A 19,872-nucleotide genomic window follows, 5' to 3' on the forward strand; every position below is an offset into this window, starting at 1 on the left:
CCTTGGGATCTCCAGGCTACAAGGGGCATCGGCCCGTTCCTGTGGATCACCCGACAGCCTCGTGAGAGCCGCCGCGGGCGCGTCGCGTACGACGCACCCGCGGCAGTGGCGTCAGTTCAGGGTGAACGTGACTGTCTTCGTGTTGCCGGCCACGTCCTGCACGACCAGCGTGTTCTGCCCGCGCACCGCACCGAAGGTGCCCGGCTTGAGGTAGTTCACGTCGGACCAGGTGTTGTCGGAGAGGTCCTTGACGACTCCGTTGACGGCGACCTGCGAGACCTTTCCGGCGTCGTAGAGCTTGAAACTCACGACGTCGTACGCCCCACCCGACCCGGCCGTGAACGCGGCACCCTCCTTGACCGTCGCGGTCGGCGCCGTGGCATCGATCGTGAATGCGAAGGATCCCGTCCGCGCGATGTTGCCCGCGAGGTCTTCGGCGTTGTACTTCACGGTGTACGCGCCGTCCGCCAGGGTCTGGGTGGACTCGTGCACACCGCTCTTCGCACCGTTCATCGCGGTCTGCGTGCTCTTGACGAGCGTGCCGTCCTTATAGATGTTCGCGACGATGCGCTTCAGGCCCCTGTCGTCGGTCGCTTCGACACGCAGCTTGACCGAAGGCGTAGGGCCCGCGGTCGTCGGCGCGGCGAGGGTCGCGACCGGCTTCGTCGTGTCGGCCGGAGCCGCCGCCTGCTCCAGAGCGACCTGGTCGACCACCCAGAAGGCGCTGTTCGTGCCGGTGTAGTGGAATCGGAACTGGGCGCTGCGCGCACCGGCGGGCACCTCGAAGGAGAGGCGCTCTGCGGCGTTGGTGTTCGCGGAGTAGGCCTTCAGCGACCTCGGCTGGCCGCCGTCGAAGCTGACCAGCACCTCGGCCGACTGGGGGCCGTCGATCACGTAGTTGGTCGCGTAGGCCAGGCTCGCCGTGCTCGCCCCGGTGAGCGGGTAGGCCGGGCTGACGAGCGTCGAGTCGAACGACCCCGCCGCGTGCGACTTGTCATCCCACTCGTCGGAGTCGGCCACGGCGAACACATCCCGCGCACGCACGGACGTCTCGCGACGCTGTCCGAGCTCGACGTTGGTCCAGAACTCATCGGTGGCGAACGACCAGCCGGACCATTCCTTCACCCCACCCGCGGGCATGCGGGAGTTGTCGATGCTCCACCCCTCGGGTGCCGCGTGCGTCCAGCCCTTGACGTCGGCACCGGGGCGCGTCTCATCGGCGCGGGTCTGCAGGGTGGGCCGCAGCGCATCGAACGCGTCGGAAGTGAGGACGGATGCCGCGGCGCCGTCGAGCTTCCACGCCGGGTCGGCCGCGATGCCGACCGCGGAGAGCACGGTCGGGGCGACGTCCGAGATCTTGACGTCGTGCCGCACACCGGGCTCGATGCCGGGGCCCGCCGCGATCACGAACACCTCGCGCTCCGCCGGGCTGCTGCCGCCGTGTCCGCCGGTCGGGGTGTGTCCGTGGTCGGCGGTCACGACCACCAGCCAGTCCTCGTCGGCAGGACGGGCGTCGACGGCGGCGAGGATCTGCCCGAGTTCGGCATCCGCCTTCGCCAGAGCGCGGCCGTAGGCGGCGCCGTTCGTCCCCACGCTGTGTCCGGCTCCGTCGACCTCATCGAGGTGCACGAACACGTCGTCGGCACCGTTCGCGATGGTCTCGACGGCCTTCGCCGTCGTGCCGACGTCGTTTCCGCCCTGCACGCGGGAGTCCACTGCGGAGCCGAACACCGTGGTCGCAATGGGCGACCATGTGGCGACGACGGCTGTGGAGCGGTCGGGCTGCGCGGCCTCGATGCGCGTCAGGTAGTCGGGGAAGGCGTCGAACTTCGGCGCCGTGAAGTTGTTGTCGAGCACGTTGTGCTTGTCGGGCCAGACGCCGGTCGCGATGGTCGACCAGCCGGGGCCGGAGATGGTTCCGGCCATCGGCGACGCGTACAGGTTGCTCGACGACACCATGCCGCGCGCCATGAGGGCATCGAGGTTCGGCATGTCGGCGTCGTCGAGGAAGTCGAACGACGCGCCGTCGATGCCGACCACGAGGGTCTTCACGGGCTGGGCGGCGTCGACGGCGGCGGCGGGGACGGCCGCGAGCGGGGACAGGAGGCATGCGGCTGCGGTCGTCACGACGACCGCTCGCTTGCGATACAAGGGCATTTCATCTCCGAGATGGGGGTCATGGCATGGGGAGGTCCATGCCATGAGCCAGTCTCGAACCGCTGCGCACCGGCGCGCGTGGTTCTCGCGAAGATGTCAATACAAGTTGGGGCATCGTTCACCGCCGGTCGCCGATGTAGGTATCCAACTTCATGAACGGATACCCGGGAAGAACCTCAGACGAGTTCGCTCACCAGCTTTTCGATGCGGGCGCGAATGTCGTCGCGGATGGGTCGCACCGCGTCGATGCCCTGCCCGGCCGGGTCGTCGAGCACCCAGTCCTCGTAGCGTTTACCGGGGAAGAACGGGCAGGCGTCGCCGCATCCCATCGTGATGACGACGTCGGATGCCTGTACGGCCTCGGTCGTGAGCACCTTCGGCTGCTCGGCGGTGATGTCGATGCCGAGCTCGGCCATGGCCTCGACGGCGACGGGATTGATCGCGTCGGCCGGCATGGATCCCGCCGAGCGGACCTCGATGCGATCGCCGGCGAGGTCGCGCAGGAACCCCGCCGCCATCTGCGAGCGCCCGGCGTTGTGCACGCACACGAACAGGACGGAGGGGGTGGGTGCTGCGCCGGTCATGGTGACTCCTGTCGTCGTCTCTATATTGACACTCATCGATATGTGATCGCTGCGGGATCAGCCGACCGCGACCGGACGGGCGCCGATCTCGAGCACGGCGGGCGTCGCGCAGCATCCGCCCTCCCCTGCGTCGAAGCCGCCCGAACCGCCGCAGACGCCGGTGTCGGGAAGGACCAGCTCGTTGCGCGCGGCCGCTTCGTGGTCGCCGACGAGATGCGCCGCGACGCTCCGTACCTGCTCGAAGCCGGTCAGGGCGAGGAAGGTCGGCGCGCGGCCGTACGACTTCGCACCGACGATGAACAGCCCTTGCTCGGGCTGCGCGAGCTGGCGCGCACCGGTCGCCGACACCGAGCCGCACGAGTGGATGTTCGGGTCGATCTCTGCGGCGATACCCGCGACGGCCTCGAGCGATACGTCGAGATCGACGCGCAGTTCCCGGAGCATGCCGGTGTCCGGCCGGAATCCGGTGAGAGCGAACACCTGGGCGACGCCCGCGACCTCCCGCCCGTCTTCCGCGACGACGGCCAGCCGCTCGTCCTGCTGACGGAATTCCGCGACGCGGAACCCCGTTATGACGTCGACCAGTCCGTTCTCCACGACCTTCTGCACTCGAGAGCCGAGCGCTGCCCGCTCCGGGAGCTCGTCGCCCGAGCCGCCGCCGAAGACGTTCGCGGCACTGCCGCGGCGCAGGAGCCAGGTCACCCGGGTGCCGGGTGCGCGGCGCGCGAGCTCGCTCAGACGAAGGACCGCGTGCGTCGCCGAATGCCCGCCACCGACGACGACGACGTGGGCGCCGGCGTACTCGGACACGTCGCCGGGGATGCGGTAGGAGACGCGGGGAGCGGATGCTGCCTCGCCCACCGCCGGGTATCCGTCGGCGCCCGCGGGGTTCGGAAGACCCCACGTGCCGCTCGCATCGATGACCGCGCTCGCGGGGATCCTGCCCTCCTCACCGGTGGCGCTCTGCGTGTGCACCACGAACGGCTGGCTCCTGCGCCCGCCGTCGACGACCTTGTCGCGGCCCTGGCGTGCGACTCCGGTGACGGTCACGCCGTAGCGGACCCGCTCACCCAGGGCTTCGGCGAGCGGTGCCAGATATCCGTCGACCCATTCGGCGCCGGTCGGATAGCCGCGCTCCGGGGCCATCCAACCCGTCGCCTTGAGCAGGCGACCGGATGCCGTGTCGACGAGCTCGGGCCATGCGGAGAAGAGGCGGACGTGCCCCCACTCCGAGACAGCCGCACCCGCTCGGTCTCCGCGCTCGAGCACGAGGATCTCCTGTCCCCGCTCGGTCAGATGGGCCGCGGCGGCGAGCCCCTGGGGACCCGCTCCGATGACGACGACAGGATGCTCGAGCACGATCTCTCCTCAAATCGAAAGTCTTCAATACGAGAAGCGTGACTCACCTATCGAAGGATGTCAATACGTGAGAGGATGCCTTCGTGAGCCTGCCACTGACCATCGAATCGACCGCCTGCTGCGTCCCCCGCGTCACGACTTCGGTCTCGGTCGAGGACGCCGAGCGCGCTGCCCGGGTGTTCAAGGCGCTCGGCGATCCGACGCGGGTACGGCTCCTGTCCCTGATCGCTGCGGGCGAGGGCGGCGAGGCCTGCATCTGCGACCTCACCGAGCCGGTCGGCCTGTCGCAGGGCACGGTCTCCCACCACATGAAGCTGCTCGCTGAAGCGGGGCTCGTGACCCGCGAACAGCGTGGCAAGTGGGCGTACTTCGCCCTCAACGCCGCGGCACTGGATGCCGCCGCCGACGCGCTGCGGATGACCTGACGCTTCTCCGCTCCCGTGGCAGTTGATGCGGCCATTCCACGCGGGAACCCGCAACAGCTGCCACGGGAGCGTTCACTTTCGGAGCGTGGCGGCGACGGCGACGATGTGCCCGCCCTTGCGCTCGGTGCGTTGGATCGTGGACGGGGAGGCAGCGGCGTCGAGCAGGCGCCAGGGGTGTGCCGAGATGTCGGCACCACCCGCAGCACACGCCAGTCGGGCCAGCGGCGCCAACACGCGCCAGAACCCGTGCGGCGGCTGCATGTCGACGACGCACGCACGCGCCCCGGTGCGGAGCGTCGCGAGCGCACGACGCCACGCCTCGTTCCGGGGGCCGATCACGCTGAGGGAGTATGTCGCCAGGAGTGCATCGGCGCCCGTCGATCCCGCGCCCCGCACATCGGCGATGGCAGCGGCCACCTGCTCCGGCCGAAGATGGGCGGCATCCACACGGAGAAGCCGGATGTGTTCTCCCCACCCCTCGCGATCCACCCGCCGCTGAGCCATTGCGAGCATGTCGGGGCTGCGGTCGATCCCGATCACGAGCCCCTCGGGGCCGACCGCCTCGACGAGGGCCGGAAAGTTCAGTCCGGTCCCGCAGCCCAGATCGAGCACGACGTCGCCGCGGCGGACCCCGAGCAGCGCGATCCCCGCCTGGCGGCCCGCGCGGTACACCCACCGCTCGCCGGAGAGCAGGTCGTACCAGCGCGCACCGACGCCGTACCGTCGCAGCATCGTCGCCATCGGCCCTCCCGTTCCGCGTCCACTCTAGGCTTCAGGCATGAGCACACTGCACCGCGCACCCGCGCGTTCCCTCTCCGCGACGGAAGCCGCCCGACGCACCTGGGATCTCGTCGTGATCGGAGCCGGAAGCGCCGGACTGGTGGGCTCGCGCACGGCCGCCGCTCTCGGCGCCCGCGTCCTGCTCGTCGAGGCCGGACGCTTCGGCGGAGAGTGCCTGCACACCGGATGCGTGCCCTCGAAAGCGCTCATCGCGGCCGCCGCGACCGCGCACGAGATTCGTCGGGGTGCCGAGCTCGGTGTCCACGCCGAGGGGATGCGCGTCGACTTCTCCGCGGTGATGGCGCACGTCCGCGCGGCGATCCGCACCATCGAGCCGGTCGACTCACCGGAGGCGCTCCATCGCGACGGTGTGCACACCCTTGTCGGCCGGGCGCGCTTCGACGGACCCCGGTCGCTCGAGGTCGACGGTTCTCGCATCGGCTTCCGAGACGCACTCCTCGCCACCGGCAGTGCGCCGGTCCTCGATTCTGCCCCGGGCGCAGCATCCGTCGACGTGCTCACCAACGACACCTTCTGGGACCTGGAGGAGTTGCCCTCGACCCTGCTCGTGCAGGGTGGCGGAGCCATCGGATGCGAGATCGCCCAGGCGATGGCTCGATTGGGCAGCGCGGTGACGCTCGTCCACCGCGGGAATCGGCTGCTGCCGAAGGAGGATGCCGCGGCGAGCGCGATCGTTCTCGACGCGCTTCGCGCCGGCGGCGTCATCGTGCACCTCGACGCCACGGTCACCGCATTCACTTCGGACGGGACCGATGATGCGCCCTCCGCATCCGGCACCGCCCGACTGAGCAACGGGACCGAGGTGCTGTTCGACCGCGTGCTCGCAGCTCTCGGTCGGCACGTCGAGACCGACGGTCTGGGACTCGAGACCGCGGGAGTCGACCTGGATGAGAAGGGCGCCGTCGCGGTCGATGCCGCCCTGGCCACGTCGAACCCGCGGATCCGCGCAGCGGGCGACGTGACGCCGCTTCCTCGGTTCACCCACACCGCCGGGATGTACGGCAGCGTCGCGGCGACGAACGCGGTGCTCGGGCTCTCTCGCAAGATCGACGAGGTGGTTCCCCGCGTGACCTTCACCTCACCGGAGGTGGGCGCCGTCGGTGTCGCGCCCGCGGATGCCGCTGCTCGGGGCATGCGCGTCATCACGCAGCAGCATGCACACGTCGACCGCGCGATCGCGGACGGGCACACCGACGGGTACACGAGCATCGTCGTCGATCGCCGGGGGCGGGTGGCGGGAGCAGTGATCGTGGGGCCGCGAGCCGGCGAGTCCCTGGCCGAGTACACGACGGCGGTGAAGACCCGCATGAACGTGCGCACGCTCGCGACGACCATCCACGCCTATCCGACGTATTCGGATGCCGGGTGGAACGCCGTCGTGAAAGAGGCGCAGCGCGGGCTGCGCGGCGGGGCTGTCGGGCTCGCGATCCGGCTGCTCACGCGGATGCACGCTCGCCGAGCCTGACGCGAGCCGGTGCGCCTGCTCAGCGCAGGCTGCGGTAGCCGACGACGATGCGCTGCACGGCGCTGACCGCGACGAAGAGCGTCCAGACGAGCGCGATCTGCCAGGCCCAGAACGGCAGGATCAGCCACAGCGCATGCACGACGATCGTCTCCGTGCCCTCGGCGATGCGACCGAGGAACGACAGCGACCGCCCATCGTCGAGCGTGCGCCCGGTGCGTTCGGCGATCGAGGAGAACGCGAGGAACGCGGTCCCGTTCACGTAGTAGACGAAGAGCACGAGAAGGAAGGGCCACCACGGGGCATCGAACTGCGCGGTCGCACCGACGGCCACCCCGACCACCGTGGCGCCGTACACGACGAAGTCGGCCACGATGTCGAGGAAGCCACCTGCCTCCGAGGCATCCGACTCGCTTCCCTGTGATGCGGCCAACCGACGCCGTCGCCGCGCGAGGGTGCCGTCGAGTCCGTCGGCGATGCGCGAGATCAGCCACAACGCGAGCGCGACCCACCACAGCTGCAGGCCAGCGGTGACAGCGGAGGCGACCCCGAGCACGAGCCCGAGCACCGTCAGCCGATCGGGTGTGATGCCGGGGCGGTCGAGCACCGCCGCCGTCGCCTCGAGCGGGCGGGCGAGGACGGCCCGGAGAGAGCGGTCAAGCATCGTCGTCGCCCTCGACGTCCTGCGCGTTAGCAGAACGAACGCCGCTCCGGCGCCGAAGGACGGTCGCCGCCACGACACCGCCGAGGATGAGGACACCGAGCACCGCGACCGCCACCCAGAACGGCGGCCCCAGCTCCAGACCGAAGGCGCCGAGCGCGACATACGCCGCAGAGCCGGGCAGGATGCCGAGGGCCGTACCGAGCGCGTAGGCGCGCGGCCTGACCGCCGTCAGACCGGATCCGTAGTTGATCAGCGTGAATGGGATGATCGGGACGAGCCGGGCGCCGAGCACCGCGAGGAATCCGCGGTGGGCGAGCGCGGCATCGAGGCGGGCGACCCGCGCCCCCGTAAGACGTTCGACGGCCTCCCGGCCCAGCATCCGTCCGATCACGAACGACGCCGCCGCTCCGAGAAGCGCACCCACGTAGACGAGTGCCAACGCGAGCCAGAAGCCCCAGACGAGCCCGGCCGCGATGGTGAGGAGGTTTTTGGGCACGGGAGTCAGAGTGAGAGCGGCATACCCCAGCACGAAGACGACTGCGCCCGCGGGTCCGAACCCGGCCGCCCACTCTCGCACGGCCTGCAGATCGGTCGGTGCGAGGAAAAATCCAACCGTTCCGACGAGGGCGACGAACAGAAGGAGAAGCAGCAGTCGGACGACGGCCCGCCGCTTCGAGGAGGTGGCGCTGACACGCGAATCGCCTGCATCCACAGCATCCCCTCCGACTTCCAATACCCTAGCCCGGAGCGACGCAGCCCGGTCGACGATTCCGAAACGAGGAACACATGAACAGCACCGGACGCCGCCGCCGGCTCGCCGCTCTTGCACTGACCGTGCCGCTGATCGCCCTCGCCGCGTGTGCAGCGCCCGACGCGGGTGAGGAGACCACCTACGACGACTGGGACAGCGTCCTCGCCGATGCCGAGGGCCAGACCGTGCAGCTCTGGATGTACGGCGGCGACGATCAGGGCAACGCCTACGTCGACGACGTCCTCGCTCCCGCCGTCGCGGAGTACGGCGTGACGCTCGAGCGCGTGCCCGTGACCGACACCGGCGATGCGCTGAACCGCATCTTCACCGAGATCCAGGCCGGCCGGTCCGACGGCACCGTCGACCTGATCTGGGTCAACGGCGACAACTTCCGCACCGGCAAGGAAGCCGATGCATGGCTATGCGGCTGGACCGACCTGCTGCCGTCCATGGACGCCACCGACCCCGACGACCCGCTGCTGCAGTCCGACTTCGGCACGCCCGTCGACGGGTGCGAGGCGCCCTGGCACAAGGCGCAGTTCACGCTCGCCTACAACGCCGAGGCGATCCCCGACCCGCCCACGACACTCGCCGGCGTGCTCGACTGGGCCGAGGCCAACCCCGGCCGCTTCACCTACCCCGCTCCGCCGGACTTCACCGGATCGGTGTTCGTGCGCGAGGTGCTGGCGAGCGTCTCCGGCGGTGCGGACGACGTGCCGGCGCAATACTCGGACGACGCGTTCGACGAACTCAGCCCGGCGCTCTACGACCGGCTGAACGAGCTCGCGCCCAGCCTGTGGCGCGGCGGCGACACCTACCCGGCGAACGAGGCCGAGCTCGGTCAGCTCTTCGCCGACCGGCAGATCGACATCACCATGACCTACGGTCCCGCGACCCTGACGGATCTCGTCGCCGACGGCACCTACCCGCCCGGCACCACCGTGCTCTCCCTCGAGGACGGTACGGTCGGCAACGCGAGCTTCCTCGGCCTGCCGGCCAACTCCGACTCGATCGCCGGGGCCATGGTGGTCGCGAACGTCGCGCTCTCCGTCGAGCAGCAGGTGGCGAAGGCGGAGCCCGACGTGTGGGGCCAGTTCACCGTGCTCGACATCGAGGGACTGTCGGATGCCGATCGCGCACTGTTCGATGCCCTTCCGGAGTCGCCGGTCGTGCCCGGATACGAAGTGCTGTCGGAGAACGCGCACGGAGAGCTCGCAGCCGAGTGGGTTCCCGCCCTCGACGACGGCTGGCGCACGGGCGTGCTCGACCGATGAGCTTCGCGCCGGTCGCGCGCCGTCGAGGGAGCGCTCGCGAGCGCTTCCGCGGCGCGCTGCTGGTGCTGCCGGCCGTGGTGGTGACGCTGTTCGTCGTGGGTGGCGGCATCGGGGCGACTCTGCTGCAGGCGTTCGGCCTCATGCCGATCGCCGGCCCCGCGACCCCCGGCGTCGACGCGTTCCTCGCCCACCCCGACGATCTTGCCGCCGCCACCGGAGTGTCGCTCGGCGTCGCGGCGGTGTCGACCCTGATCGCGGTGGTGGTCGGGACGGCAGCTGCGGTGGTCATTGTCTCCGGGCGGGCAGGCAGCCGCCTGATCGCGGCCCTCGGCGCGACGACCGTGACCGTGCCGCACCTTGTGGGCGCGGCGACCATCGGACTGCTGCTGTCCGACGCCGGTGTGCTCCCCCGGCTGCTCGGCATCCCGCCCGAGTCATGGGCGCCGTGGGTGGGCGGTCCGCTGTGGGGTGCGGCGATCGCGGAGTTCGCCTGGAAGGAGTCGGCGTTCGTCGCGCTGGTCGTGACCGGCACGCTCGCCACCCGGATCGCCACCTACGACGAGACGGCCGCGCTGCTCGGCGCCGGCCGGTGGAGCCGGTTCCGTCACGTGCTGCTGCCGCTGACCGCGCCGACCATCGTCGTCTGCGCCGCGATCAGCTTCGTCTACGCCCTCGGTTCCTACGAGGTCTCCTGGCTGCTCGGTCGTACCTACCCCGAGCCGCTGCCGGTGCTCGCCGTGCGGCTGTTCCAGGGCGTCTCGCTCGCCTCGCGTCCCGAAGCGGCCGCGGTCGCCCTCGTCACCTGCGCGATCGCTCTCGCTGTCGTGGCCGGCGCGTTCGCGGCGCTGCGGCGCACCGCGGTGTGGAGGTGACGCGGTGAGCCCGAGTACCCTGACGACGCCGCGCGGCCCCGGTCGCGTCATCCGCCTCGCCCTCACCGCCCTCCTGGTGGTGTGGTTCGCCCTCCCGTTCCTGCCTCTGGTGCTGTGGTCTTTCGCGGACGGATGGTCGTACCCGTCGCCCCTGCCCACCGACTGGGGATTCGAGGGCGTCGAGGATGCCGTGGGCTTCGGACTCCTTCCCGGGTTCGGTCGATCCGTGCTGCTGGGACTCGTCGTCGCCGCCATCGCCACGCCGCTCGGAGCGCTCGCCGCTCGCGCGCTGACGTTCGGCGCCGTCCCCTTCCCCCGCACGGTCTCGGCGCTGCTGCTCGCCCCCATAGCCCTGCCCCCGTTCGCCGCGGTGCTCGGCGTCAACGTGCTCCTGCTGCGCGCGTACATCCCTCCTGTCGTCGGAGTCGTCGTCGTGCTGGTGGTGATGGCGCTCCCGTACACGGCCTTCGTGATGCGCGCGGCGTATGGCGCCTATGACCTGTCGTACGAGGAGGAGGCGCGACTGCTCGGTGCAGGCTCGGCGCAGGTGCTTCGTCGAGTGCACCTGCCGATGATCGCGCCTGCACTCGCGCGAGCGGCGTTCCTGGCCTTCCTCGTCGCCTGGAGCGACTACATCGTGACCGTGATCGTCGGCGGCGGCGAACTCGTCACTCTTCCCCTCATCGTCGCGGGAGCCGCCGCCGGACTCGGCAACGACGCTGCGGTCGCCGTCATGTCGCTCGGCGCGGTCATCCCGCCGGTGCTGCTGCTCGTCGCGGTGCTGGCGCTGCGCGGGCCCGGCCGCTCCCCCTCTGGACGGCTTAGCCCTGCTGCGCCTCCATCGCCCGCCAGCCTCTCCCCGACCTCAGGAGCATCCGCGTGAGCGCCGACCTCGTCCTCGACGGACTCGACAAGAGATTCCCCGGCTCGCCGACGCCGGCGCTGCACAGGTTCTCGCTCACGGTGGCCGCCGGCACCTGCACCGCAGTGCTCGGTCCCAGCGGTTCGGGCAAGAGCACCCTGCTGCGGATCATCGCCGGCTTGGAAAAGCCGGATGCCGGCGCAGTGCGCATCGGCGGGACCGATGTCGCGGGCGTCGCAGCGGAACGCCGCGGGGTGGGGATGGTCTTCCAGCGCTCCCTGCTGTTCCCCCATCTCTCGGTGCTCGACAACGTCGCATTCTCCGACCGCGTCTCGGGCATGAGTCGTGGAGCAGCCCGGACCAGGGCGGGTGAGTACCTCGACATGGTGCAGCTGCAGGGGTTCGGTGATCGTCGCGTCGGAGAGCTGTCCGGCGGGCAGGAGCAGCGGGTGGCGATCGCCCGTGCCCTCGCCGCGGAACCGGCGGTGCTGCTGCTCGACGAGCCGTTCAGCGCCCTCGACCCCGCGCTCCGCAGCGACATGCACGATCTGCTCGAAGCGGTGCGTGCGACGGTCTCCCCCACGATCGTGCTGGTCACGCACGACCGCGACGAAGCGGCACGGGCGTCCGATCGCATCGCACTCCTCGAGCACGGTGTGCTGCTGCACGAGGGCACCGTGCTCGACGCGTACCGCCGTCCGCAGAATCTCCGCGCCGCGCAGCTGATGGGTGGCCGCAACGAGATTCCGGGCGAGGTGCGCGGCGGCAGCCATCACAGTGCGCTCGGCGCCGTGGCCGTACCGTCCGAGACGCCTGAGGGGCGCGGCATCCTGGTCATCCGTCAGGAGGACGTCGCCGTGCTCGACGACGGCAACGGCGCGGCGCCGGCATCCGCGATCTCAGGTGTCGTGGAATCGGTGAAGGTGGCCGGCGCCCGCTCTGAGATCGTCGTCCGCTGCGGAGATGCCCTCGTGCACGCCGAGGCTCCTCCGACGCAGCGACGCCGGGTCGGTGACCGCGTGGAGCTCGTCCTGCCGGTGCAGGCCGTGCAGGTCGTCACGCGCTGAGCGGCCCGCGACGACCGACGCGGATCAGCGGGTCCCGGTGCGGGCCGACCCGGTCTCGCGCACGGCGGTGAGGCCGGACGGACGAGAGACCACCTGCGGCTGAGCCCCGTCGCGGACGGACGGGAGCGGGAGCAGCCGGCGCAGCTCGATGTTCTCGATCGGATCGAGCACCGAGTGCTGCACGCACGCGGGCACCAGACGGTCGTCGTCCGGGTGCGCCATCGCATACATGCAGGATCCGAGCCTCTCCTGCGTCTCCTTGAGGAGCGGATCGTCGGCGACGATGCCCTGCTCCATCAGCTTCCAGGCCGGATCGACCTGCGCGGCATCCATGAAGTTGTGCACGACGAAGGTCTTGAACGACAGCTTGCCGCGCCGTGCCTCCCGCACGACGCGGCGCAGGCCGCCCGCTCGCCGCAGCACGCGACGAGCCAGTCCGATCAGCGGCGCGATGTCGCCGGGGTGGGCGGCGATCGCTCGCACGACCTTCACCACCAGGGTCCGCTTCGGGATGCCGCCGAAGATCATGCCGCCGAAGTGGTCGAGGAAGCGGTCGCGGGCGGCGATGTCCTTCGGATCGTCGGGGTCGAGCAGAGCCGCGAAGCCTGCTCCGACGCGCACGCCGACCGTGGAGCGGTTGCAGCGAGGATCGCCGAACTGCGTGGCCTGCCAGGGGAGCTTGTGCCCCGCGCCCTTCTCGATGCGCTCCCACACCGCGTCGATCGTGACCTCCCCGAAGTCCTCGCGCCAGCGGCGGTCATCTCCGATGAACGCGGCAGGCTGGAACGACATCATGTCGAAGGGCATCTCGAGCACGTCTCGCGCGACCTGTTCGACCTCGTCGACGTTCGACGGTGTGACCGTCATGTTGTGTGCGAGGTAGCTACTCACACCGTGGTCGCGCTTGAGGTCGACGAACATCTGCGTGAACTTCTCGCGGAAGGGATTGAGCTCGGCTTCGCTGTGTGGGCGCACGGCACCGCGGCGGCCCCGCATGAGCGAGTCGAAGTGCGCGGCGAACGAGACCTTGTCGAACCGGGGCTTGCCGTTCTCGTCGAGCACCAGATCGAGGAGATAGTCATAGCCGAAGTCGCCATGGGTCATCGACATCGGTTCCCGGCCGACAGCCCGCATGGCGAGCAGGGATTGGGCGTGATCCTCCGCTGACAGCAGGCTCACCTCACCGCCGATCAGCTGCGCGTGGGCCCGCGGACCACGAACCTTCTGCAGGAACGACATCTGACGCGCGACGTTCTCGACGGTGTGATCACCGTCGATTCGCACCTTGTTCGCGTCCGCCGAGTGATAGCAGGGCGAGCACGTGAGATCGCACTTGGGGAACACGCCGTGCGTGCCCTCGCATCCCACGGCGCAGCGGCCGAGCAGCTGGTTCGGCGTCTTCGCGTGCTCGGGCAGCTCCGCCCAGCGCAGGTCGAGCGCGCGCCGCGTCTCAGGGTGGATCGGGCGCGTCTCGAGTTCGATCCGCTTGAGCGTCGTTGCGAGTCCCATGACTTCCTTCCGCCGCGTGGCGTCCGCCGTCCAGCGACGCAGAAGTTGTTCGGCGCGGAGAGCGACTCGGATTGCCTCCGATTGTCGCACCTCTCGGGCACGATGGGGGCATGACCGATGGCTACGATTCCGAGTTCCTCAGCACGGCGGTGGCGATGCCCGAGCCGGTGTTCGATGCCGTGCGGCTCGACTATCCGCGGTTCTCCGTGCTGCTCGACCGGGAGCGGCGGCTGGCGCGGGTCACGGCGGTCAACATCGACGGTGCACTGGTCCGCGACCTCGCGCGAGAGGGCGAATGGCGCCTCGACCCGCGGATCGACGCCGACGAGCAGACCGGCCCAGCGGTCTACGCGCGAAACGACCTCGATCGCGGGCACCTGGTGCGCCGGCGCGACCCGGGCTGGGGCGATGCCGACGACGCGCGCGCGGCCATGGAGGCGACGTTCTTCTACCCGAACGCCGCCCCTCAGGCCGCCGGCTTCAATCAGTCCAAGGAGCTCTGGCTCGGGCTCGAAGACCATGTGCTGGCCTACGCCGAGACCACCGACCAGCGCCTGAGCGTCTTCACCGCGCCGGTACTGGACGACGACGATCCGCCGTACCGCGGCATCCGCATCCCCTTGCGATTCTGGAAGGTCGCGGCCTGGCAGGGGCCGAACGGACTCGCGTCCGCTGGCTTCCTGCTGGACCAGACCGAGCTCGTGCACACCCGCGACGGACTGCTCGCGAGCCCGCCGCTCGGCGCCTTCCGCACGTTCCAGGTGCCGATCGCCGACATCGCCGCGATCACCGGCGTCGGTCTCGGTCCGTTGACGGGAGCCGATGTGCTGCGCGACGAGAAGGTGCGGGCCGAGGGCTGGCGCGCGCTTCAGTTGCCGTCCGACGTGGTGCTCTGAGCGGAGCGTTCCCGGGCTTCGGCTGACGTCGGCTTCACGGAGTCCTCCGTCGCGACCCAGCTGGCGAGCATCTTCAGCTTGTCCTCGGAGGGCGTGCCGGGCTCGGCCGTGTACGTCGACATCTGCAGCCCGGCATCGGCCGGCAGCTCGAACGACTCGTACACCAGTTCGATCTCTCCGACGATCGGATGCCGCAGCCTCTTCACTCCGCTGCGGTGATACCGCACATCGTGCGCGGCCCACAGCGTGCGGAACCGATCGCTGCGTGTCGAGAGCTCGCCGACCAGATCGCTGAAGCGGCGGTCGAACGGATTGCGGCCCGCCTCGCCGCGCATCGCCGCGACGAGTTCGCGGGTGACCCGATCCCAGTCGGGGTAGAACTCGTGCGCCGCAGGATTCAGAAACGCGAAACGGGCGCTGTTCGGCGAGGGATCGGCGAAGTGCGGCGAATACAGCGCCTTGCCGAGAGGGCGTTCGCGCCGAGATAGTCGAAGGAGCTGTTCCGCACCAGCGCCGGAGCCCCGGTCATCGCGTCGAGCAGGCGTTGGATGCTGGGGCGGATCGCCTCCGCCTTCTTCCGGGGCTTCCGTGCGACGGGCGAGGCGTTCGCCGTGCGGGCGAGATCGAACAGGTGCGCGGTCTCGGCGTCGTCGAGCTGAAGGGCCCGGGCGAGGGAGTCGAGAACGCTGTCGGAGACGCCGGAGAGGTCGCCGCGCTCGAGGCGGGTGTAGTAGTCGACGCTGACGCCGGCGAGCAGCGACACCTCTTCTCGGCGGAGCCCCGGCACACGGCGGTTGCCGCCGAACGCGGGGAGTCCTGCCTGGTCGGGAGTGAGCCGTGCGCGCCTCGTGGAGAGGAACTCGCGCGCCTCGCTGCGGGTGTCCATGCTCCGACGCTACGCCCCCGTAGCGACGAAAGGGAGGTACCACCAGCCCCTCCCACCGCCGCGCGTTCATCTTCAGACTGGAGATGAACCGCTCATCAGAAGGAGAACACCCACATGCGTGGAGTCATCATGCACGGCCCCGGCGACGTTCGCGTCGAAGAGCGCGACAAGCCGACCATCACCCGCTCGACGGATGCCGTCATCAAGGTCGCTGCGACCTGCATCTGCGGGTCGGACCTGTGGCCGTACCGCGGCGCGGACAGCGTCGACGCGACGCCCATGGGCCACGAGTACGTCGGCGTCGTCGAGGAGATCGGTTCGGACGTGAAGAACGTGAAGGTCGGCGATTTCGTCGTCGGCTCGTTCATGGCGTCGGACAACACCTGTGAGATCTGCCAGGCCGGCTACCAGTCGCGCTGCGTGCACGTCGTCTCGATGGGAGGCATCGGCACCCAGGCCGAGTACGCGCTCATTCCCCACGCCGACGGCACGCTCGTCGCGACACCCGGTCAGCCCGACGCTGACCTCATCCCGTCGCTGCTCGCCGCCTCCGATGTTCTCGGCACAGGCTGGTTCGCCGCCGTCGCTGCCGAGGTCGGCCCCGGCAAGACCGTCGCCGTCGTGGGTGACGGAGCCGTCGGGCTCCTCGGCATCCTCGCCGCGTCGCAGCTGGGTGCCGACCGCATCATCGCGATGAGCCGGCACGCCGACCGCCAGGAGCTGGCGCGGAAGTTCGGCGCCACCGACATCGTCGAGGAGCGCGGCGACGCCGGAGTCGAGAAGATCAAGGAGCTGACGAACGGACTCGGCGCGCACTCGGTGATCGAGGCGGTCGGAACTCAGGAGTCGATGATGCAGGCGATCCGCTCCACCCGTCCCGGCGGCCACATCGGTTATGTCGGCGTTTCACACGACGTGGAGCTGCCCGGTAACGAGCTGTTCTTCTCGGGCGTGCACCTGCACGGCGGACCGGCCCCGGTTCGCCGTTTCCTCCCCGAGCTCATCCAGCTCATCTGGGACCGGGAGATCGACCCGGGCGTGGTCTTCGACCTCACCCTGCCTTTGGAGGATGCCGCCGAAGGTTACAAGGCCATGGATGAGCGCCGCGCCACCAAGGTGCTGCTCACCGTCTGAACGATGATCGACACCGGCGATTCTTCGCCTGAGGACCAGCTTCGCGCTGACGCCGCCGTCGGCGCGCGAGCCTTTCTCGCAGAGCTCGGCGAGCTCTAGTCAGCCCCTTCCCCACGCCTTCCACAGCGCCTGCGCATCCCTCGCGAGCGCTTCAGCCGACGGGAAGATCGGACCGTCGGAGATGTCCCCGTTCCGCAGGGGATCGTCGTCCGGATGCTGTGGCAGCAGGTGGCAGTGCAGGTGCGGCATCCGATGCCCCATCACCAGGTAGTCGATCTTGCGTGGCGCGAACACGGCCGTGATCGCGCGTCCGGCGCGCTGCACGTCGCTCCAGAACGCCTCCAGCGTCGCCGGCTCCAGCTCGACCAGGTCGGTGACGTGTTCCCGCAGGATCACCAGGCTGTAGCCGGGGTGCGCCTGATTGCGCGCGAGACGCGTGTGCGTCGTGGCCGTCGAACCGACGAGGATGCTGTGCGGGTTCTCGTCCAGGTGAGCGTCGGCGCACATGCCGCAGTCGCTCTCGTTCGTGAGCGTCGCCCATTCCTCATCCGACCACCAGGCTCTCGCATCCTGGCCTGCACCGGTCAACCCTCAACTCCCTCGAATGACGGGATCGGCAGCGGCACCCCGCCCTGCAGCGCGGACTCGTGCGCGATCACTCCGGGAGCCGTCCAGTTCGCTGCCGTCACGGCATCGATCGCGGGCAGCCGCTCCTCGACGATGCTGCGCACGAACTCGTGCACCAGGTGGGGGTGCGAACCGCCGTGCCCGCCGCCCTGCACGAAGGAGGCGTGGCTGCCGTCGGCGAAGACGCTGGATCCGGTGTAGCCGGCGATCTCCGCGGGGAGCAGGTCGCCTCGATCGGGGGCCTCGATACGGCGCGCCTCGATGCCGTCGCCACGCGCGTCATCTCCGGCATCCGTCGCGCGGAGGAAGTGCACCGGCGGCTCGCCCTCGATCTGCGGCCATTCGAACCCGTAGCGCTCCCCGTAGACGGCGAAGGCCTCGGAGTAGGAGCGGGTCGCCTGGAACAGGGTGCGCGAGACCTCGACCGCGGCATCCGATCCCTCGAGCTCGAAGATCGCCGTCTCGGCGGGGAACGGGTTGCCGTAGGCCGTCGCGCGATCGTCGGGCAGACGCCCGGACCCGAGGCAGCGCACGGAGGTCGCCCGCGTGCCGAGCAGACTCAGCACCGGGGCGATCGCGTGCGTCATGTAGAAGTGCGGCGGGAGTCCGCGCCAGTACGCCGGCCAGCCCTCCATGTCCTGATAGTGCGAGCCCTTCGCGAAGGTGACCGTGCCGAAGCTCCCCTGGTCGAACAGCGCGCGGCAGTGCAGGAACTCGCGCGTGTAGACCGCGGTCTCCATCATCATGTAGTTCTTGCCGGTCGCGGTCTGAAGCCGCACGATCTCGCGCATCTCGTCGATCGTCAGAGCCATCGGCACCGTGCTGGCGCAGTGCTTGCCGGCGCTCAGCACGGCGATGCTCTCGCGTCCGTGATGCGGAAGCGCGGTGACCAGGTGCACCGCATCGATGTGCTCCTGCGCGAGCACCTCGTCGAGGCTCGTATACCTGTCGGCGATCCCGAACTCGTCGCCGACCGCCGCCAGCACCTCAGGGTCGGCGTCGCAGATGGCGAGCGCCGCGACATCCGGATGGTCTCGGTAGATCGGGACGAACTCGGCACCGAAACCGAGACCGACGAGGGCGACGGTGATCTTCGCAGTCATACGTCCAGTTCTATCGCCTGCGCCTGCCGCGCGACACGGCCGCCACCTACTATGACGGGATGAGCGAGACGCTGGATGACGGGCCGTTCTACCACGGCACCAAGGCCGACCTGCAGAACGGCGATCTCCTGACCGCGGGATTCCGGTCGAACTACCGCCCCGAGATCGTGATGAACCACATCTACTTCACGGCCCTGCGCGACGGCGCGGGTCTCGCGGCCGAGCTCGCCGCCGGTGCCGGCGAGCCCCGGGTCTACCTTGTCGAGCCGACCGGCGCGTTCGAGAACGACCCGAATGTGACCGACAAGAAGTTCCCCGGCAACCCGACTCGGTCCTTCCGCAGCACCGAGCCGGTGCGGATCGTCGACGAGGTCCTCGATTGGACACGGCTGTCGCCCGAGGCGCTGCAGATCTGGCGCGAGCGACTGGCCACGATCCGCCACGAGGGCGAGATCATCAACTGATACGGGACGGCGGCAACGCGCTCCCGCCGTCCCCGGATCATCCGTCGACGCCGTCGAGGAAGACCAGGATCGCCTGCGCGAGTTCTGCAGGCGCCTCCAGCGCGACGTAGTGCCCGACACCGTCGAGCACGATCGACTCGACCTTCCCATCGACGATGTTGCCGAGTGTCATCTCGGTGAACCCTCCCCCGAAACCTCCGACGGCGAGCGCGGGAATCGAGAGCGGATGCCGGCTCGCGCGGGCACGGAAGTCGTCGCCCTCGCTGAGGATGGATCGGTAGATGCCGCTCGCGCCCCTCCAGCCGCCGACGCGGGCGTAGCCGCGGGCGAACTCCGCGACATCGTCCTCTGTGATCGATCCCGGCACCGCCGTCATCGCGGGGAATGCCCAGTCGCCGAGGAGTTCCGACTCGCGCCCGGTGAAGAGCATCTCGGCGATACCCGGTGCGGCCAGCGCTCCGATGTGCCAGGAGCCCCCGTTCGTGACGTCGGCGAAGCCCTCCAGACCGAATCCGGCCAGGCCCATCTCGATGGCGACGAGGCTGGCGAGATCCTCGGGGTGTTCCGTCGCCAACCGGTAGAGCATGCCACCCGCGATGTCCTGACCGGCGAGGTGGATCGGACCGACGTCGAGGTGCCGGATGAGGTGGTGCAGATCATCCGCGGCGATGGTGCTGTCGTGGTCGTCGTCGGCGATCGCGGAGTCGCCGAAGCCCCGGAGGTCGACGGCGTACACGCGATGGTTCGGCGCGAGCAGCGGGATCAGCTGGTGGAAGGCCCACCAGGATTCCGGGAACCCATGGACGAGCAGAATCGGCGAACCTGTGTCTCCAGCGGAGACGTAGTGCAGCCGGGTGCCGTCGATGTCGGCGAAGTGGTGCTGGACTTCGGGGATCGTCGCCCCAGGGTGGATGGCGTTCATGTGGACTCCTCAACTAGACAACCTTATTGTCTTATTCTACACGATAGACAACA

Annotated in this window: 19 protein-coding genes and 1 pseudogene; 9 read left to right on the forward strand and 11 right to left on the reverse strand. The window is 69.7% G+C overall.

Annotated features, from left to right (window positions below; translation table 11 throughout):
- Positions 1 to 111 precede the first annotated feature (111 nt).
- The 3 genes from QFZ21_RS07430 to QFZ21_RS07440 all read right to left on the reverse strand — a co-directional run bounded on the left by QFZ21_RS07430 (position 112) and on the right by QFZ21_RS07440 (position 4,100).
- Complete coding sequence (locus QFZ21_RS07430) at positions 112 to 2,157, reverse strand: alkaline phosphatase family protein (RefSeq protein WP_307376136.1); 2,046 nt, start codon at positions 2,155 to 2,157, stop codon at positions 112 to 114.
- Between the two features lie 176 nt (positions 2,158 to 2,333).
- On the reverse strand, positions 2,334 to 2,741 hold the full coding sequence (locus tag QFZ21_RS07435; RefSeq protein WP_307376139.1) for an arsenate reductase ArsC: 408 nt from the start codon (positions 2,739 to 2,741) through the stop codon (positions 2,334 to 2,336).
- Positions 2,742 to 2,798: 57 nt separating this feature from the next.
- Complete coding sequence (locus QFZ21_RS07440) at positions 2,799 to 4,100, reverse strand: FAD-dependent oxidoreductase (RefSeq protein ID WP_307376142.1); 1,302 nt, start codon at positions 4,098 to 4,100, stop codon at positions 2,799 to 2,801.
- Between the two features lie 83 nt (positions 4,101 to 4,183).
- On the opposite strand from QFZ21_RS07440, the gene QFZ21_RS07445 reads away from it, so the two are divergent.
- Entirely contained in the window at positions 4,184 to 4,525 is a 342-nt protein-coding gene (locus tag QFZ21_RS07445; RefSeq protein WP_307376146.1) for a helix-turn-helix transcriptional regulator, read from the forward strand.
- Between the two features lie 72 nt (positions 4,526 to 4,597).
- Here the strand turns inward: QFZ21_RS07445 and QFZ21_RS07450 are convergent, their stop codons facing one another.
- Entirely contained in the window at positions 4,598 to 5,266 is a 669-nt protein-coding gene (locus QFZ21_RS07450) for a methyltransferase domain-containing protein (RefSeq protein WP_307376150.1), read from the reverse strand.
- 37 nt (positions 5,267 to 5,303) lie between these two features.
- Here QFZ21_RS07450 and QFZ21_RS07455 point away from each other — a divergent pair, with 37 nt between their 5' ends.
- Positions 5,304 to 6,791, forward strand: coding sequence for an NAD(P)/FAD-dependent oxidoreductase (locus tag QFZ21_RS07455; RefSeq protein WP_307376153.1), 1,488 nt, complete (start codon positions 5,304 to 5,306; stop codon positions 6,789 to 6,791).
- A gap of 19 nt (positions 6,792 to 6,810) precedes the next feature.
- Here QFZ21_RS07455 and QFZ21_RS07460 read toward each other — a convergent pair whose 3' ends face one another.
- Together QFZ21_RS07460 and QFZ21_RS07465 are read right to left on the reverse strand one after the other, a co-directional pair.
- The gene (locus QFZ21_RS07460) at positions 6,811 to 7,452 is read right to left on the reverse strand and encodes a CDP-alcohol phosphatidyltransferase family protein (RefSeq protein WP_307376156.1); all 642 of its coding nucleotides are present in this window, start codon (positions 7,450 to 7,452) and stop codon (positions 6,811 to 6,813) included.
- On the reverse strand, positions 7,445 to 8,164 hold the full coding sequence (locus tag QFZ21_RS07465) for a TVP38/TMEM64 family protein (RefSeq protein WP_307376159.1): 720 nt from the start codon (positions 8,162 to 8,164) through the stop codon (positions 7,445 to 7,447). Before QFZ21_RS07465 ends, QFZ21_RS07460 begins: the two co-directional genes overlap by 8 nt.
- A gap of 74 nt (positions 8,165 to 8,238) precedes the next feature.
- Here QFZ21_RS07465 and QFZ21_RS07470 point away from each other — a divergent pair, with 74 nt between their 5' ends.
- From QFZ21_RS07470 to QFZ21_RS07485, 4 genes are read left to right on the forward strand one after another with little or no spacing between them, the layout of a single operon-like run.
- Positions 8,239 to 9,477 (forward strand): ABC transporter substrate-binding protein, encoded by a 1,239-nt coding sequence (locus QFZ21_RS07470; protein WP_307376162.1) that lies wholly within the window; start codon positions 8,239 to 8,241, stop codon positions 9,475 to 9,477.
- The gene (locus tag QFZ21_RS07475; protein WP_307376165.1) at positions 9,474 to 10,349 is read left to right on the forward strand and encodes an ABC transporter permease; all 876 of its coding nucleotides are present in this window, start codon (positions 9,474 to 9,476) and stop codon (positions 10,347 to 10,349) included. The genes QFZ21_RS07470 and QFZ21_RS07475 overlap by 4 nt, the downstream gene beginning before the upstream one ends.
- 4 nt (positions 10,350 to 10,353) lie before the next feature.
- Positions 10,354 to 11,232, forward strand: coding sequence for an ABC transporter permease (locus QFZ21_RS07480; RefSeq protein ID WP_307376167.1), 879 nt, complete (start codon positions 10,354 to 10,356; stop codon positions 11,230 to 11,232).
- Positions 11,229 to 12,278 (forward strand): ABC transporter ATP-binding protein, encoded by a 1,050-nt coding sequence (locus QFZ21_RS07485; protein ID WP_307376170.1) that lies wholly within the window; start codon positions 11,229 to 11,231, stop codon positions 12,276 to 12,278. Before QFZ21_RS07480 ends, QFZ21_RS07485 begins: the two co-directional genes overlap by 4 nt.
- Positions 12,279 to 12,302: 24 nt before the next feature.
- Here the strand turns inward: QFZ21_RS07485 and QFZ21_RS07490 are convergent, their stop codons facing one another.
- Positions 12,303 to 13,787, reverse strand: a complete 1,485-nt coding sequence (locus QFZ21_RS07490; RefSeq protein ID WP_307376173.1) for a hypothetical protein — start codon at positions 13,785 to 13,787, stop codon at positions 12,303 to 12,305.
- A gap of 110 nt (positions 13,788 to 13,897) precedes the next feature.
- On the opposite strand from QFZ21_RS07490, the gene QFZ21_RS07495 reads away from it, so the two are divergent.
- Complete coding sequence (locus tag QFZ21_RS07495) at positions 13,898 to 14,683, forward strand: DNA/RNA non-specific endonuclease (protein WP_307376176.1); 786 nt, start codon at positions 13,898 to 13,900, stop codon at positions 14,681 to 14,683.
- On the opposite strand, the pseudogene QFZ21_RS07500 reads toward QFZ21_RS07495, so the two are convergent.
- A pseudogene (locus QFZ21_RS07500) lies at positions 14,656 to 15,569 on the reverse strand (helix-turn-helix transcriptional regulator). The gene QFZ21_RS07495 and the pseudogene QFZ21_RS07500 overlap by 28 nt on opposite strands.
- Before the next feature lie 114 nt (positions 15,570 to 15,683).
- Between QFZ21_RS07500 and QFZ21_RS07505 the strand changes: the two are divergent.
- Positions 15,684 to 16,703, forward strand: a complete 1,020-nt coding sequence (locus QFZ21_RS07505; RefSeq protein WP_307376179.1) for a zinc-dependent alcohol dehydrogenase family protein — start codon at positions 15,684 to 15,686, stop codon at positions 16,701 to 16,703.
- 99 nt (positions 16,704 to 16,802) lie between these two features.
- Here the strand turns inward: QFZ21_RS07505 and QFZ21_RS07510 are convergent, their stop codons facing one another.
- Positions 16,803 to 17,291: an HIT family protein gene (locus tag QFZ21_RS07510; RefSeq protein WP_307376181.1), complete on the reverse strand. Its 489-nt coding sequence runs from the start codon at positions 17,289 to 17,291 to the stop codon at positions 16,803 to 16,805.
- A complete protein-coding gene (locus QFZ21_RS07515) occupies positions 17,288 to 18,433 on the reverse strand; it encodes a Gfo/Idh/MocA family protein (protein WP_307376184.1) in 1,146 nt (381 codons plus the stop codon). The genes QFZ21_RS07510 and QFZ21_RS07515 overlap by 4 nt, the downstream gene beginning before the upstream one ends.
- A gap of 59 nt (positions 18,434 to 18,492) precedes the next feature.
- Here QFZ21_RS07515 and arr point away from each other — a divergent pair, with 59 nt between their 5' ends.
- Positions 18,493 to 18,897 (forward strand): NAD(+)--rifampin ADP-ribosyltransferase, encoded by a 405-nt coding sequence (arr, locus tag QFZ21_RS07520; protein ID WP_307376187.1) that lies wholly within the window; start codon positions 18,493 to 18,495, stop codon positions 18,895 to 18,897.
- Positions 18,898 to 18,934: 37 nt separating this feature from the next.
- Here the strand turns inward: arr and QFZ21_RS07525 are convergent, their stop codons facing one another.
- Positions 18,935 to 19,819: an alpha/beta fold hydrolase gene (locus QFZ21_RS07525; protein ID WP_307376189.1), complete on the reverse strand. Its 885-nt coding sequence runs from the start codon at positions 19,817 to 19,819 to the stop codon at positions 18,935 to 18,937.
- Positions 19,820 to 19,872: the final 53 nt, after the last annotated feature.

The sequence above is a fragment of the Microbacterium sp. W4I20 genome, from assembly GCF_030816505.1.
Classification (GTDB): domain Bacteria; phylum Actinomycetota; class Actinomycetes; order Actinomycetales; family Microbacteriaceae; genus Microbacterium.

Coding starts and splice junctions, on each gene's coding strand:
- QFZ21_RS07470 (WP_307376162.1), top strand. CDS start 8,239: ATGAACAGCACCGGACGCCGCCGCCGGCTCGCCGCTCTTGCACTGACC.
- QFZ21_RS07435 (WP_307376139.1), bottom strand. CDS start 2,741: ATGACCGGCGCAGCACCCACCCCCTCCGTCCTGTTCGTGTGCGTGCAC.
- arr (WP_307376187.1), top strand. CDS start 18,493: ATGAGCGAGACGCTGGATGACGGGCCGTTCTACCACGGCACCAAGGCC.
- QFZ21_RS07515 (WP_307376184.1), bottom strand. CDS start 18,433: ATGACTGCGAAGATCACCGTCGCCCTCGTCGGTCTCGGTTTCGGTGCC.
- QFZ21_RS07430 (WP_307376136.1), bottom strand. CDS start 2,157: ATGCCCTTGTATCGCAAGCGAGCGGTCGTCGTGACGACCGCAGCCGCA.
- QFZ21_RS07495 (WP_307376176.1), top strand. CDS start 13,898: ATGACCGATGGCTACGATTCCGAGTTCCTCAGCACGGCGGTGGCGATG.
- QFZ21_RS07475 (WP_307376165.1), top strand. CDS start 9,474: ATGAGCTTCGCGCCGGTCGCGCGCCGTCGAGGGAGCGCTCGCGAGCGC.
- QFZ21_RS07450 (WP_307376150.1), bottom strand. CDS start 5,266: ATGGCGACGATGCTGCGACGGTACGGCGTCGGTGCGCGCTGGTACGAC.
- QFZ21_RS07460 (WP_307376156.1), bottom strand. CDS start 7,452: ATGCTTGACCGCTCTCTCCGGGCCGTCCTCGCCCGCCCGCTCGAGGCG.
- QFZ21_RS07490 (WP_307376173.1), bottom strand. CDS start 13,787: ATGGGACTCGCAACGACGCTCAAGCGGATCGAACTCGAGACGCGCCCG.
- QFZ21_RS07505 (WP_307376179.1), top strand. CDS start 15,684: ATGCGTGGAGTCATCATGCACGGCCCCGGCGACGTTCGCGTCGAAGAG.
- QFZ21_RS07455 (WP_307376153.1), top strand. CDS start 5,304: ATGAGCACACTGCACCGCGCACCCGCGCGTTCCCTCTCCGCGACGGAA.
- QFZ21_RS07525 (WP_307376189.1), bottom strand. CDS start 19,819: ATGAACGCCATCCACCCTGGGGCGACGATCCCCGAAGTCCAGCACCAC.